Consider the following 14,367-nt stretch of genomic DNA (forward strand, 5'->3'; position numbering starts at 1 on the left):
TCAGCCGGGGACGACACCCGTCAGCACTCTCGATGCGATTGATGTGACAACCGGCTTGCGTTGGCTATGCTGCTCCAAGGCTTGTTTGAATGTCATCCCCATATAGGCACTGAGCACCGAGCGAAACGCGTTTGCAGGCTCGTCGGCGAGCGGTGCTGTAAAGGTATCAATGAAGTGCGTGTCGATGACGGTATCGCGGACGCGGTCTATCTCCGCCTTAATCGCGTCTTTATCCCGAGCGGTGAGGCTGTCGAATATCGCTTGATCCTTGACCACTATCGCTTTGCTATTGGGTTCCAACTGCGCGACGAGCACATTTTTCGTACCGTCCCATGCTGACAGTGAATACTCCTTGAGCAGCGACTGATTGTCTTTGACCAATGCCATAGTCTGGTTCCGGTGCTCCAGCCCCGCACTGAAAAACCGACTCAACACATCGAAGTTCATCACCGCCTCATCGGTACCCCGCTTGAGAATCCGGCAGCACAATGTGGTGAGGTCGACCTGTATGTCGTGAAAATTCAGGTTGGGCCCAGTCGATACTTTCGTCACGCCGGTGATTTTTTGCTTGACGTCATTTGGCCACAAATACAACGCATCCCGCGTCAGAGGCTGTGCAAGGCGCTTCTCCATGGACGCGGAAAACTGCTGAACCAACGCCACGGCTTGATCGTGCACCTGCATCATTCCTGTGCCCGGCATGCGGTCCTGAATCATGTTTTTAACCGCATCGGTGTTGAGCGAGAACTGGTCTTTGAGAAAGGTGGTTTTGCCCGCTGAGGGCGCGCCGCGCACGATTGATACATCTCGCGCCTTCGCAGGCGCCGGGTCCTGAAGGATGGACTGGAACTGCGCCAGGTATTTTTCTGCAACCTGGGTCGTCAGGTTTTTCAGAATGTTGACATTGAAGTTTTCCACCTCGGGCAGCCAGACGCCTTTTTTGGTCAACGCTTGCGCCAGCGTCGGCAGGCTTTTGTCGACTGCCGCCGGACTTGACCAGGCTTTGCGCTCATTGTCCTGAAGTTTTTGCAGCCCATCGGGGTCACGGGTCAGTGCCTGCCAGGAGGTAATAGTCGGGTCAGCGCGCATACACGCAAGCCGCTCAGAGAAAGTGTTCTCGGACAGCGGCCTACGAATCAGCTCATTCAAGAGCCCACGCGCATTGCTTGCGTCAATCGGCAAGGCAGAGGATGAACCAAGCCCTAGCGGCACAGCCGTCGATGAAGAATTAGCGGGTGTCCCAGGTTGAACCAGCATTTTCAGTCCTCCAGTTAACAAGAGCCTGGAAAAGTAACGTGCATGCTCGGGTTAGCTGATAGGACTTTTCCTCTTTGTACAATCTGCGCCGGTGGGCGGCGGGTCAGCCTAGTACCTCACTCAGGGGAATGAAATTGACTCGATCCCCCCTTGCCAAGGTGGTCTCTTCCAGCACCTCCACAAATCCTTCGGCCCACGCCGCGCTGCGCAGCACGCCGGAACTCTGGTTGCGATAGATGACCGCTCGCCCCTGCTCGATACGCCCGCGCAGGTACTCGCGGCGGTTGCCCGGCTTGGGCCATTCGAAACCCACCGGAACCTCGAAGCGCAACGGTGTCACGTCGAATACGCCTAGACGCCGCAGGATGTACGGGCGCGCCAAGAGCGCAAACGTCACCAGGGTAGACGCCGGGTTACCAGGCAGACCGATCACCGGCACACCGCGAAAATGGCCGACCGTCAGCGGCTTGCCTGGCTTGATCGCCAGCTTCCATAACGCCAGCTCGCCCTCTTCACGCAGAGCGATGCCGAGGAAGTCCGCCTCCCCCACCGACACGCCACCGGTGGACAGGATCAGGTCTACGCTGCCCAACCCGGCCAGACGCCCACGGGTCTGTTCCAGGTCGTCAGGCAGAATCCCGGCATCGATCACGTCACAGCCCATCCGCGCCAGCCAGCTGCACAGCACACGGCGGTTGCTGTTGTAGATCTGCCCCGGGCCGAGGGGCAAGCCCGGTTCGATCAGCTCGTCGCCGGTGGACAGCACCGCCACCCGCGGGCGACGCACCACGGCCAGGCCATCGCAGCCCAAGGACGCGGCCAAGCCCAGCTCGATGGGCCCCAGGCGCGTGCCCGCGTCGAGCACGGTTTCGCCGACGGTGGTTTCCTGGCCCTGGGGGCGGATGTTCTGGCCCGTGCGCAGGGGTTCGCTGAAACTCACCCGTTCATCGGCGTGGACCACGGCGTTTTCTTGCATCTCCACGCAATCGGCGCCGGCGGGGACCGGCGCACCGGTGAAAATCCGCGCGCAGGTTCCTGCCGCCATGGGCTGCGGCGCCTGACCGGCGAAGATACGTTGGCTAACCACCAGCGGCTCGCCGGTCCAGTCAGAGAGGCGCACGGCGTAGCCATCCATGGCACTGTTGGGCCAGGGCGGCAGGTCGAGGGTGGAGATCAGCGCATGCGCGAGTACGCGACCGTCGCAGCCGGCCAGGGGCAACGTCTCCTGCTCGCGAATCGGCGTGGCGTCGGCCAGGTCCAGCAGCTGTTGCAGCGCCTGCTCTACCGGCATGAGGGCGCCGGCCTTGCCGGGCTTACCCACGGGATTCACAAGGTTCAGCCAGTTTGAGGTGCGGGACGAAGTTGCACGGGCGATGGCGGTTGTCCAACTGCTCGGCGAGGATGCCGTCCCAACCGGTGCGCACCGCATTGGTGGAGCCCGGCAGGCAGCACACCAGGGTGCCGTTGGCCAGACCGGCCAGCGCGCGGGATTGCACGGTGGAGGTGCCGATATCGGCCACGGAGATCTGGCGGAACAGCTCACCGAAGCCGTCGACCTGCTTGTCCAGCAGACAGCTCACCGCTTCGGGGGTGCTGTCGCGGCCGGTAAAGCCAGTGCCGCCGGTGATCAACACCACTTGCACCACGTCTTCGGCGATCCAGTGGGCAACCTGGGCGCGGATCTTGTAGAGATCGTCCTTGAGCAGCACGCGCTCGGCCAGGCGATGGCCGGCGGCGGTCAGACGGTCGACGAAGACTTGGCCCGAGGTGTCGGTATCCAGGGTGCGGGTGTCACTGACGGTCAATACAGCGATATTCAGGGGTACAAAAGGCGCATCAACCTTGGCTTTCATGGCACGGTCCGGTTGTCGAAGGAACAGCCCGGTGTTATATCACAGGCCCTCCTTTGCTTGCCGCTGCGGAACCACCATGTCCTTTGATTCGTGCCCTTTGCCCTGTTCGATTCTATTGCTGTCCGGTGGCCGCGGCCAACGCATGGGCGGCCAGGACAAAGGCTTGCTAACCTGGCGCGGCCAGCCGCTGATCGCGCACTTGCAGGGCTTGGTGCGCGGGCTGACCGACGACTTGATCATCTCCTGCAACCGCAACCAAGACCGTTACGCGGCATACGCCGATCACCTGGTAAACGACGATAGCGCGGACTTCCCCGGGCCGCTCGCCGGTATCCGCGCCGGCCTCGCCGCCGCGCGCCATGAGCATTTGCTGGTGTTGCCCTGCGATGTGCCGCATATCGACGCGCGCCTGCTCGCCGACCTGCGTGACACGGCCCGACGCACCCCGCAGTCGCCGGTGATGGTGCGCCATGGGGAATTCTGGGAACCCTTGATCTGCATCATCCCAACGCACCTCAGGAACGCGGTAGAACAAGCCTGGCACGCTGGCGAGCGCAGCCCGCGCAAGATCCTCCTGCAACTGGGTGGCGTGGGCCTGGAATGCCCGGCGAATGATCCACGCCTGGCCAACTTGAACACACCCGAACTGTTGCACCAGAAGTCTGACGTGTCAGAATGAACTTTCGTACAAGGAACTTTGGCGACGCCTTACGCGTCACAAGGTCAGCAATTTCAAAGAATTCTCTTGGAGACACACCCATGACTCAACGGACCATCGCCGCTTTCATGCTCGCCCTGGGCCTCGCTACCCTCGCCGGTTGCGCCTCGCCTACCGTGATCACCCTGAATGACGGTCGTGAAATCCAGGCCGTCGACACCCCGAAATACGATGAAGATTCGGGCTTCTACGAATTCGAACAGCTGGACGGCAAGCACACCCGTATCAATAAAGACCAGGTTCGCACCGTTAAAGACCTGTAAGTCTTAAACGTTTGCCCACAAGGCCCGCCTCGCGCGGGCCTTGTCGTTTCCGGCGCTCACCAATCGAGGGTGATGCGGCTGCGAAAGTCGCGCGTCTGGCCGGTAACCGGGTCGACAAAACGCACACCCTGGGCCAGCAGTTTAAGTGGGTTGGCGTAGTCGTCCACGGCGTCCTTGAGCACGTCGGGGTAGAACGGGTCATTGCAGATACTCGCCCCCAGCGCGGTCATGTGCACGCGCAACTGGTGCTTCTTGCCGGTGACCGGGAACAGGCCGTAGCGCCATAGCTCGCCATGTTTTTCGCGAACCTCCACCGCGGTTTCGGTGTTGCTGACGCCGGGACCTTCCTGCATGCGAAAGAAGGGTTCACCGTCCACCAGACGACTTTTGTGCACCAAGGGAAAGGTGAGATCCGGCAGCGCGGGGGCAATGGCTTCGTAAAATTTATCGATCTTGCGCGTAGGAAACAGCTGCTGATACGCCGCGCGGCTGTGGGGGTTGGCCGAGAACAGCACCAGCCCCGCGGTGTGCCGGTCGATACGATGCAGGGGCACCAGCGACGGGTTGTCCAGGCGACGAATCAGGCGGCGCAACAGCGTCTGTTCGACGTATTCGCCGGCCGGGGTCACGGGTAGGAAGTGCGGTTTATCGGCCACCACCAAGTGTTCGTCGGCATACAGAATAGTTTCCTGCACCGGGATGACCTTTTCGTTGGGCACCTCGCGAAAATAGTAGATGCACAGGCCTTCCCTGTAGGCCAGGTCTTGCTGGATGGGGTCGCCATTGATGTCCAGCACGCGACCGCGAGCGATGCGGTCCAACCAGTGTTCGCGGCTGATCGCGGGGAAGTGCGTGCACAGACAGTCCAGCACCGTAGCCCAAGGGCCCGGTGGCAGATACAAGGTGCTGGCCTGGTGCTGGGACGCGGAAAAACCGGAAGTGGACATGAAGACGCTCGAAGCCTGGGAAAACCGGCGGGCATTATCCCGCATGGAGCGGGATCGAGCCTAGGGCGGATCTCAGGCCTTGGCTAATTCAGCGCGCAGGGTCGGCGAGGCACTGGCCGCTTCGGTGAATTCCTTGAGCCAACGCAACACGTCCACCGCCTCCCAACGCCCCGGATCGTAGAGGGCGTACAGCAAGCCTTGGTAACCCACCACGTCCAACTGCTTGTGATAGCCGGCACGCTGAAACAGCGCTTCGATCTCGGCAAAGCAGGTATTGAAATGCACTTTGTTGAACGGCGTCTTACCTTCCGTGACCAGACCGTCCAGGCGCAGCTCGTTCACCGCATCGCGCACGATGTCGGCGGACATGCGATTGACGCTGCTTTTCAGTTGTTCAACATTCACCACGGGCGTTCCCTCTATTCCATCGCTGTACAAACATACAGTAGCGTAATATTTGGAAACCCGCCATCGCCATGACGTCAGAGAACGAAGGCGACCACCTGGTCGGTGTCGAAGGGCCAGTCCAGTTCCGCGCCCGTGTCTGCCCGTCGAAGCACCGGAATCCGTAGACCGTAGACCTCGGTCAAGTCCTCGGGATCGGTGATATCCACCAACTCAACCTGCAACCCATGTTCGACGAGCGGCATGATTTCGGCTTCGGCAATCTCACACAGGTGGCAACCCAGGGTGCCGAACAGCTGGCATTCAGGAAGCATGACGAATGGGCCTGATCAGAATAAGGTGGGTCATTCTAAGCCTGCTTACCGAGGGTGGCGAGTTGTGCATGCCCCCCAAAAAGACCTGACCCAAGTCACCATGGCCTATAACTGATTCAGCCATTCTCGCGGCTTTTTGTCCGCTGACCCTGTAACGGAGAGGTTTGTGTTCGCCAACCTGCTGATCATTCTGGCGTCATCCCTGGTGGTGATCGCCCTGTTTCGCCGGCTGCAATTGCCGCCCGTGTTGGGCTATCTGTGCGTAGGCCTGGCCGTGGGGCCCACCGCGCTGGATTGGGTGAACGATAGCGAAGAGCTGCCCGATCTCGCCGAGCTGGGGGTAGTGTTTCTGCTGTTTTCCCTGGGCCTGGAATTTTCCCTGAACAAGATGCTCGCCCTGCGCCATGTGGTGTTTGGCCTGGGCAGCTTGCAGGTATTGGGGTGCGGCGCGCTGCTGGGGGCCACATTGATGCTACTGGGGGTGGCGCCCGGAATTGCGCTGTTGCTCGGCGCGGGGTTGGCGCTGTCGTCCACGGCCATCGTCAGCAAGGAGTTGGGCAGCCTTGGCGAGATTTTCAGCAGCCATGGCCAGAATGCGATTGGCGTGTTGCTGTTTCAGGACGTGGTCGCAGTGTTACTGCTGACGCTGGTGCCGGTGTTCGCCGGCAGCAGCGATCAGGCCTGGTACCTGGCGCTGCCGTTGACCTTGGGCAAGACCGTGGTGCTGTTTATCGGCCTGCTGCTTGCCAGCCGCTGGCTGTTGCCGCGCCTGTTCCGTGAGGTCGCCGCGTCCCACTCGGCGGAGCTGTTTGTGTTGCTGGCCTTGGTGATTGTGCTGCTGACCGCTTGGCTCACCCATTTGCTCGGCCTCTCCCCCGCCCTGGGCGCGTTCCTGGCCGGGATGTTGCTGGGTGAAAGCCATTACCGCCATCAGATCGAAGCAGATATCCGACCGTTTCGCGACATCCTGCTGGGCTTGTTTTTCGTCAGCATCGGCATGCTGATCGACCTGCAACTGTTCCTAAGCCACAGCCTGCTGATTCTCGGCATGACCCTCACGCTGATGCTGATCAAGGGCTGCGTGGTCGCGCTGCTGGTCAAACTGCGCGGCAGCGACATGGAAACCGCCTGGCGCAGCGGCCTGGCCCTGGCTCAGGGCGGCGAGTTCTGCTTCGCCTTGATGGCACAGATGCAGCAGAGCCGGCTGATCCCCGACCAATTCAACGGTCTGCTGCTCGCCGCAACGTTTTGCTCGATGCTGCTCACCCCCCTGCTATTGCGCGCCGCGCCGGCCATCGCCCTGCGCCTGCATCGCAAACCCAATCAGCAGGTTCAACTGGAGACCATCACCGCGCTCAATGCGCAGCTGCGCAACCATGCGGTGATCTGCGGTTACGGGCGTGTCGGCCAGTCCATCGGGCGCTTTCTGCGTCGCGAGCAACAAGCATTCATCGCTCTGGATGATGACCCGGAACGGGTTCAGGAAGCGGCGACCGAAGACAGCAGCGTGCATTACGGCGACTGCCGGCGCGGCGCCCTGCTCAGCGCAGTGGGCATAGAGCGCGCGCGATTGGTGGTGATTGCCGTAGATAACAGCGATGTCGCGCTGGTGGTGCTTAAAGAGGCGCGCCGTATCAACGCCCAGGTGCCGATCCTGGTGCGCACCCGCGATGATAGCCAGTGGGCCGAATTGAAAGCGGCGGGCGCCACTGAAGTGGTGCCCGAGTTATTGGAGTCGAGCCTGATGCTGGCCTCCCACGCCTTGCTCCTGCTGGGCCTGCCGGATCAACAGGTGCAGGCGCGCGTTGATGAAGTGCGGCAAAACCGCTATCGCCTGCTGCACGGCTTTCACGCACCGCCCAGCGACAACGATGAGGCGCCGATCAATCCTGACTGACCGCACCGATCTTGTGGATCGACAGGTCCGCGCCGTAGTACTCCTGCTCCTGGCTCAGACGCAGCCCGTGCACGCGCTTGATCACGCCGTACACCAACAGGCCGCCGCCGAACGCCACCGCCACACCGAGGGCGGTGCCGATCAACTGGCTGGCCAGGCTCACGCCGCCCAGCCCGCCAAGGGCCGTCTGGCCAAAGACGCCGCAGGCAATCCCACCCCACACGCCGCACAGGCCATGCAACGGCCACACACCCAGCACGTCGTCGATCTTCCAGCGATCCTGGGCCGCGATAAAACACCACACGAACAAACCGCCGGCCACCACACCGGTGACCAATGCGCCCACCGGGTGCATCAGGTCGGAACCAGCACAGATCGCCACCAATCCGGCCAACGGCCCGTTATGCAGAAAACCAGGGTCGTTGCGACCGATCACCAGGGCAGCCACGGTGCCGCCGACCATCGCCATCAGCGAGTTGACCGCTACCAGGCCGCTGACGCCGTTAAGGGTCTGCGCGCTCATCACGTTAAAGCCAAACCAGCCGACGATGAGGATCCACGAACCCAGTGCCAGGAACGGAATGCTCGACGGCGCGAACGCCACCAGCCGCCCCTCGCGATAGCGACCGTTGCGCGGGCCCAGCAACAACACCGCCGCCAGCGCCAGCCAACCGCCCATGGCATGCACCACCACCGAGCCGGCAAAGTCATGGAAACCGGCACCGAAAGTGCTCACCAACCAGGCCTGCAGGCCGAAATTACCGTTCCACACCACCCCCTCGAAAAATGGGTAAATAAACGCCACGATCAACGCGGTGGCACACAACTGCGGCGCGAATTTCGCACGCTCGGCAATGCCCCCGGAGATGATCGCCGGAATTGCCGCGGCGAACGTCAGCAGGAAGAAGAACTTCACCAGACCGTAGCCATGATCGGCACTGATCACCGCCGCCGGCTGCATAAAGCTCACGCCGTAGGAGATCCAATAGCCTATAAAGAAGTAAGCCAGGGTCGAGATCGCGAAATCGCTGAGGATCTTCGACAGCGCGTTGACCTGGTTTTTCTGACGCACCGTACCGACTTCCAGAAACGCGAAGCCGGCGTGCATGGCTAGGACCATGACCGCGCCGATCAGAATAAACAGGGTGTTGGAGCTATGGACGAGGGTGTCCACCGCACTTTGTAGAGTGTCCATGGAAGCTGGCAGGCCTATAGTCAGGGCAAAAAGCACCAAAGCGGTTCAAGCCAGAAATCCGCGCACTAAATTGGAACCGGCGGAACCACCCCTCTGTTGGGGGCATGAACCGCTTTAGCGCAGCGAACATCACGATAGGCCGTTGCCGACAGGGTTTTTCCGCGGGTTTGAGTGTTTTAGGGTAAGGTTTTTCAAGGCATTGGCCTTGACCGCCCGGATTCAGCGCAGGCCCTCGGGCCCGCGCACCAAGCCAAAGCAAAAGCTGTACCAGTCAATCGCAATGAACCTTCACCGACGCCGGTGACTCGAAACCACACGCACCGATCAGCCAATCACGGAGATACCCATGGCCAGAACCACTGCAAAGACTGCTCAAGAAATACTGATGGCGGATTTTCAAACCCTGGTCAGCGACACCGAAAAGTTGCTGGACGACACCGCTATCCTCGCCGGCGACCAGGCCGATGAACTGCGCAGCAAGATTCACGAGAGCCTGCTCAAGGCCCGTGAAACCCTGCAGTTGACCGAAGACTCCCTGCGCGAACGCGGCCAGGCGGCGGTCACCGCAACGGAAGATTACGTGCAGGCCAACCCTTGGCAGTCCATCGGTATTGCCGCCGGCGTAGGCTTTCTGATCGGTCTGCTGGCTACAAGGCGCTAAATTATGTCTATCGGCGAAAGCGGCTCGTCTACGGGCGCAAGTTCTACCTCACGACGCCTGGGCGCGGCCGTTCTAGGCTTGCTGCACAGCCACGTCGAACTGTTCGGCATCGAGTTGCAGGAACAGAAAGCCCGCACCGTCAGCCTGCTGCTGTTCGCAGGCCTGGCCCTGGTGTTCGCTTTGCTGTTGCTGGTGGGGTTGTCGACCCTGGTGATGATCCTGGTGTGGGACACCGGCTACCGCCTGACAGGGATCATCTGCCTCTGCGTGTTTTATAGCCTGGCCGCCGCGTTCTGCGGGGTACGCTTGAAAGCCGCGGTGTTCGATGAATCCACACCGTTCCACGCCACCCTTGAAGAGTTGGCCAATGACCGGGAGCGCCTGCTGCCATGAGCCTGACTGAAGTTCCGCAATCCACCACCCGGCGAGAAATGCGCAAGGCCTTGATCCGCCTGCGCATGGAAATGCACCGCCAGGAAATCCGCCACGAATCCCAGCAGTTGCTCACGCCCCTGCATAAGATGCGTGACATGCGGCATAACTGGCAGGAGAACCTGGGCATCAAGCACGCGCCGCTGTGGGGCGTGGCGGCGGTGACGCTGATGGGCTTTCTCACTGGCAAGGGCGCCAAGGGCGGCAGTATCAGCAGCGTGACGCGCCTGGTGCGCCTGGGTGCGGGTTTGATCCCGTTGATCAAACTGGCCATGCAAGGCCGTTCGCGCAAAGACTGAGCTGCGCCGGCCCTCGCTGGCTGCATTCTTGCTAACAGAATCGGCCCGGCCCTTGTTCTCGAGGGTCGGGCCTTTTTTTTCGCCACCTCTCTTAAGGAGGCCTTGTGATCGACGGGCAACCGCTCGCCTGCTTCCAGCCTTTCATCGATACCGCCACCGGCCGCATTGCCGGCGTGGAAGCCTTGGGTCGCCTGCGCCTGGCTGACGGTCGCCTGCAGTCCGTAGGCCCGCTGTTCGCCGACCCGCGTACCTCCGGCGTAGCTCTGCGACGACTGGACCGGCAGCTGCGCGATAACGCCCTGAGCCGGCTGCATGAGGCGCCTGAAGACTGGTTCCTGAGCCTGAACATCTCACCGCGCTGGATCAACCGCCTGCGTCCGGGCCAGCCGTTGCCGAGCCTGAAACAGATCCACAGCCACGGCGTGGATCCGCAGCGCATCGTGTTCGAGATCACCGAACTGGGGGGCGACATCAGGCGCCTGGCAGAGGTGGTGGCGCGCTACCGTGAGGCGGGCGCGCGGATTGCCATCGATGACTTCGGCGCCGGCTATTCCCAGTTGGACCGAGTGCTCGCGTTGCAACCGGACATTCTCAAACTAGACATGCGTCTGTTTCAGGAGGCCGCGCGCGGCGGGCCGAGCAGCGAGGTGGTGCGCGCGTTGGCACAAATGGCGGAGAAGACCGGTTGCTGGATCATCGCCGAAGGCGTGGAAACCGAAGCGCAACTGAGCTTCGCCCTGGAGTGCGGCGCCCGCTACGTACAAGGTTACTTGTTTGCCCAGGCCCAGTTGGACTGGTTCGCCACCGACGCCTTCGTGCCACGCTTTGCTCAACTGCGCACCGCTTACGTCCAGCAGAAGTTGGCGGAACGCGGGCGCATCATGCAGTTGCGCCAGCAAATGGCCGAGCTGATGAGCATCTTGCAAAGCTGGGCCCAGGCCGAGGCACCGTTGAGCCAGTTACCGCAATTGCCTGCGTTCCCCTGGCTGCTGCGCTTTTATCAGTGCGACCGCCACGGCACCCAACTGACGCCCAATTTCGAGTGGCGCCAGGACGCCTGGCAGAGTGACAGCCGCTACCTCGGCCACAACTGGTCGTGGAGGCCGTACTTTTATCATCTGCTCGCCGAAGGGTGGGAGGAGCGCCGCTTGACGCTGTCTTCGACCTACCGCGATGCCACCACCAACCAGTACTGCCTCACCGCCGGACAATTCTTCGATAACGGTCAGCGCTTACTGTTAATCGATATAGACGCCGCCGGCCTGTAGATTTTCGCTTGCCCCGCCGCGGCGGAACCGGGAAGCTGGGCGGGTCATTCACCGCACGGAGATTACCCGCCTTGGATTGGCCCACCCTGCTGACCCGCGAACGTCTAGGAAAACCACTGCACAGCCCGGAAGAATTGGGCCGCAGCCCGTTCCACAAAGACCACGACCGCATTATTTTCTCCGGCGCGTTTCGTCGCCTGGGTCGCAAGACACAAGTGCATCCCGTGTCGAGCAACGACCATATCCACACCCGTTTGACCCACTCGCTGGAAGTCAGCTGCGTCGGCCGCTCCCTGGGCATGCGCGTGGGCGAAACCCTGCGCAGCGCCCTGCCCGACTGGTGCGATCCCAGCGACCTGGGCATGGTGGTGCAGTCGGCCTGCCTGGCCCATGACATCGGCAACCCGCCGTTCGGGCACTCAGGCGAAGACGCTATCCGCCACTGGTTTCAACAAGCGGCCGGCCGCGGCTGGCTGGACGACATGAGCAGCGCCGAGCGCAATGACTTCCTCAACTTCGAAGGCAATGCCCAAGGCTTTCGCGTGCTCACTCAATTGGAATACCACCAGTTCGATGGCGGCACGCGGCTGACGTACGCCACCCTAGGCACCTACCTCAAATACCCCTGGACCGCCCGCCACGCCGACTCCCTGGGCTACAAGAAGCACAAGTTCGGCTGCTACCAGAGCGAGTTGCCGATCCTGGAACAGATCGCCCACAAACTCGGGCTGCCGCAACTGGAGGACCAACGGTGGGCGCGTCACCCGCTGGTTTATCTGATGGAGGCCGCGGATGACATCTGCTACGCCTTGATCGACCTGGAAGACGGCCTGGAAATGGACTTGCTGGGGTACGCCGAAGTCGAGTCGTTGCTGCTCGATTTGGTGGGCGACGACCTGCCGCAAACCTACCGTCAATTGGGGCCGCAGGACTCACGCCGGCGCAAACTGGCGATCCTGCGCGGCAAGGCCATCGAGCACCTGACCAACGCCGCAGCGCGCGCGTTCGTCGATCAGCAGGATGCTTTGCTGGCCGGCACCCTGCCCGGCGACCTGGTCGAACATATGCACGGTCCGGCCAAACGCTGCGTGTTGGACGCCAAAGACATGGCGCGCAAGAAGATCTTCCAGGACAAGCGCAAGACGCTGCACGAAATCGGCGCTTACACCACCCTGGAAATTCTCCTGAATGCGTTCTGCGGCGCCGCACTGGAGCAACATGGCGGGCGCACGCCGTCCTTCAAGAACCGGCGCATTCTCGATTTGCTCGGCAACAACGCACCGGACCCGGCATGGCCGCTGCACACGTCGTTCCTGCGCATGATCGACTTCATCGCCGGCATGACCGACAGCTATGCCACTGAAATGGCACGAGAGATGACCGGTCGCTCCAGCCCTCAATAACCGCCCCGATCAAGCCGCCTGCCGATTGAGCAGAATCTGCCTACACACGGAACAGAGCGGCCTGATCGAATTCGCACAGATACACGGGGAATAATCGCGCCCGCTCCGGGCACAGTCATCGAACAGCTCCTACATGCCCCCCTTCGACGCTTGAATCATCGTGTACTTTTTATGCCCAGTAACCCTCTTTGCATCCTGTTGGTGGAGGACCATCCCTTTCAACTGCTCGCCACTCAGTGCCTGCTTCGCAGCTTCGGCTTCGAGCGACTGACACCGTGCGAAAACGCCGCGCAGGCCGTCCATCTGATGACCCAGGCGGACATGCCTTTCGACATCCTTCTGTGTGATCAATGCCTACCCGATCTACCCGGTCTGGAGCTGATTGAAATCGCCAGCCGTCAACGCTTTATCAACGCCGCCATCCTGCTCAGCGGGCTGCCCATCGCAGAGCTGTCGGCGTTGCATGTTCAGGCGCTGGAGCGTGGATTACCCATGCTCGGTTACTTGTCAAAGCCGTTGAACAAAGAAGAGCTTTCACAGTTGCTCTTCCCATTACCTGACTTATAAAAACAAGACTTGGAACCCTATATATCGACCAAGATCATGCTGCCTGCTCCTTCTCAGCACCTGATGCATGGATTAAACCTACAGAACGGCGAAACGTTGTCATCTCGCTTCACAATTCCTTAGCATCCAGTAGGCTTTTACCTTTTTTGATGTAGGAACTTTCCTGTTTTATATTTGTTCCCCCTCGGCTTCATGCTCCTGCATCCGCTTCTGAGCTAATGTGCCCGCTTTATTTGCACTTGCACGGAAATGTAAACATGAACACAGTTTTTATAATTGATGATCATCCGGTTATAAGGCTCGCCATCCGAATGTTGTTGGAACACGAGGGCTACAAAGTAGTCGGCGAAACCGATAATGGATGCGATGCCATACAGATGGTCCGTGAGTGCCAACCGGACCTGATCATTCTGGATATCAGCATTCCAAAACTCGACGGGCTTGAAGTGCTCTGCCGCTTCAATGCCATGAGCACTTCAATGAAGACCTTGGTGCTGACGGCTCAATCCCCAACCCTGTTTGCTACCCGCTGCATGCGCTCGGGCGCCGATGGCTATGTATGCAAAGAAGGGGATCTGAGCGAGTTGCTCAGCGCCATCCGTGCCGTGTTATCAGGTTACAACTACTTTCCCAGCCAGGCTCTGAATGCCAATGGAGTGGACACCACGGTTTCAAAGGAACTTGAACTATTCAAAGCGGTAAACGATCGCGAACTGATGGTATTGCAACTTTTTGCACAAGGGCGGACTAACAAGGAAATCGCCAAAGGTATGTTCTTAAGTAACAAAACAGTAAGCACCTATAAAAAGCGGCTCATGCAAAAACTTCAAGCCAAGTCCTTGGTAGAACTTATCGAGATGGCAAAACGAAACGCGCTAGTGTGAGAAA

17 protein-coding genes are annotated in these 14,367 nt (G+C 60.6%); 10 read left to right on the plus strand and 7 right to left on the minus strand.

All coding sequences use genetic code 11. The features are described 5' to 3' along the window. From QRN41_RS13140 to moaB, 3 genes are all read right to left on the minus strand, one after another. Nucleotides 1-1,257: a hypothetical protein gene (locus QRN41_RS13140; protein WP_285421647.1), complete on the minus strand. Its 1,257-nt coding sequence runs from the start codon at nt 1,255-1,257 to the stop codon at nt 1-3. A 103-nt stretch (nt 1,258-1,360) separates the two neighbouring features. Further along, the gene (locus tag QRN41_RS13145) at nt 1,361-2,587 is read right to left on the minus strand and encodes a molybdopterin molybdotransferase MoeA (protein ID WP_285421648.1); all 1,227 of its coding nucleotides are present in this window, start codon (nt 2,585-2,587) and stop codon (nt 1,361-1,363) included. Beyond that, nucleotides 2,571-3,110, minus strand: a complete 540-nt coding sequence (moaB, locus tag QRN41_RS13150; RefSeq protein WP_034096624.1) for a molybdenum cofactor biosynthesis protein B — start codon at nt 3,108-3,110, stop codon at nt 2,571-2,573. The genes QRN41_RS13145 and moaB overlap by 17 nt, the downstream gene beginning before the upstream one ends. Nucleotides 3,111-3,186: 76 nt before the next feature. Between moaB and mobA the strand changes: the two genes are divergently transcribed. Together mobA and QRN41_RS13160 are read left to right on the plus strand one after the other, a co-directional pair. Further along, nucleotides 3,187-3,789: a molybdenum cofactor guanylyltransferase MobA gene (mobA, locus tag QRN41_RS13155; RefSeq protein ID WP_034096623.1), complete on the plus strand. Its 603-nt coding sequence runs from the start codon at nt 3,187-3,189 to the stop codon at nt 3,787-3,789. Between the two features lie 80 nt (nt 3,790-3,869). Next, the gene (locus QRN41_RS13160; RefSeq protein WP_034096622.1) at nt 3,870-4,091 is read left to right on the plus strand and encodes a YgdI/YgdR family lipoprotein; all 222 of its coding nucleotides are present in this window, start codon (nt 3,870-3,872) and stop codon (nt 4,089-4,091) included. A gap of 56 nt (nt 4,092-4,147) precedes the next feature. Here the strand turns inward: QRN41_RS13160 and QRN41_RS13165 are convergent, their stop codons facing one another. The 3 genes from QRN41_RS13165 to QRN41_RS13175 form a co-directional block, all read right to left on the minus strand. Beyond that, entirely contained in the window at nt 4,148-5,038 is an 891-nt protein-coding gene (locus QRN41_RS13165; protein WP_034096621.1) for a pseudouridine synthase, read from the minus strand. Nucleotides 5,039-5,110: 72 nt separating this feature from the next. Then, a complete protein-coding gene (locus QRN41_RS13170) occupies nt 5,111-5,446 on the minus strand; it encodes a transcriptional regulator (RefSeq protein WP_167417585.1) in 336 nt (111 codons plus the stop codon). 74 nt (nt 5,447-5,520) lie between these two features. Beyond that, nucleotides 5,521-5,757, minus strand: coding sequence for a glutaredoxin family protein (locus QRN41_RS13175; RefSeq protein ID WP_167417586.1), 237 nt, complete (start codon nt 5,755-5,757; stop codon nt 5,521-5,523). Between the two features lie 166 nt (nt 5,758-5,923). On the opposite strand from QRN41_RS13175, the gene QRN41_RS13180 reads away from it, so the two are divergent. Next, nucleotides 5,924-7,654, plus strand: a complete 1,731-nt coding sequence (locus tag QRN41_RS13180) for a cation:proton antiporter (RefSeq protein ID WP_123480384.1) — start codon at nt 5,924-5,926, stop codon at nt 7,652-7,654. On the opposite strand, the gene QRN41_RS13185 is transcribed toward QRN41_RS13180, so the two are convergent. Further along, nucleotides 7,641-8,849: an ammonium transporter gene (locus tag QRN41_RS13185; RefSeq protein ID WP_167417587.1), complete on the minus strand. Its 1,209-nt coding sequence runs from the start codon at nt 8,847-8,849 to the stop codon at nt 7,641-7,643. The genes QRN41_RS13180 and QRN41_RS13185 overlap by 14 nt on opposite strands. Before the next feature lie 346 nt (nt 8,850-9,195). On the opposite strand from QRN41_RS13185, the gene QRN41_RS13190 reads away from it, so the two are divergent. From QRN41_RS13190 to QRN41_RS13220, 7 genes are all read left to right on the plus strand, one after another. Next, on the plus strand, nt 9,196-9,510 hold the full coding sequence (locus QRN41_RS13190) for an ElaB/YgaM/YqjD family protein (protein ID WP_034096616.1): 315 nt from the start codon (nt 9,196-9,198) through the stop codon (nt 9,508-9,510). 3 nt (nt 9,511-9,513) lie between these two features. Further along, a complete protein-coding gene (locus QRN41_RS13195; protein ID WP_034096615.1) occupies nt 9,514-9,903 on the plus strand; it encodes a phage holin family protein in 390 nt (129 codons plus the stop codon). Beyond that, nucleotides 9,900-10,241 (plus strand): hypothetical protein, encoded by a 342-nt coding sequence (locus tag QRN41_RS13200; protein WP_034096614.1) that lies wholly within the window; start codon nt 9,900-9,902, stop codon nt 10,239-10,241. Before QRN41_RS13195 ends, QRN41_RS13200 begins: the two co-directional genes overlap by 4 nt. 104 nt (nt 10,242-10,345) lie before the next feature. Further along, a complete protein-coding gene (locus tag QRN41_RS13205; protein WP_034137528.1) occupies nt 10,346-11,509 on the plus strand; it encodes an EAL domain-containing protein in 1,164 nt (387 codons plus the stop codon). Nucleotides 11,510-11,580: 71 nt separating this feature from the next. After that, the gene (locus QRN41_RS13210) at nt 11,581-12,912 is read left to right on the plus strand and encodes a deoxyguanosinetriphosphate triphosphohydrolase (protein ID WP_167417588.1); all 1,332 of its coding nucleotides are present in this window, start codon (nt 11,581-11,583) and stop codon (nt 12,910-12,912) included. A gap of 171 nt (nt 12,913-13,083) precedes the next feature. Beyond that, nucleotides 13,084-13,479, plus strand: coding sequence for a response regulator (locus QRN41_RS13215; RefSeq protein ID WP_167417589.1), 396 nt, complete (start codon nt 13,084-13,086; stop codon nt 13,477-13,479). Between the two features lie 257 nt (nt 13,480-13,736). After that, entirely contained in the window at nt 13,737-14,363 is a 627-nt protein-coding gene (locus QRN41_RS13220; protein WP_094066198.1) for a response regulator transcription factor, read from the plus strand. Nucleotides 14,364-14,367: the final 4 nt, after the last annotated feature.

The sequence above is a fragment of the Pseudomonas sp. efr-133-TYG-23 genome, from assembly GCF_030209215.1.
Classification (GTDB): domain Bacteria; phylum Pseudomonadota; class Gammaproteobacteria; order Pseudomonadales; family Pseudomonadaceae; genus Aquipseudomonas; species Aquipseudomonas rhodesiae.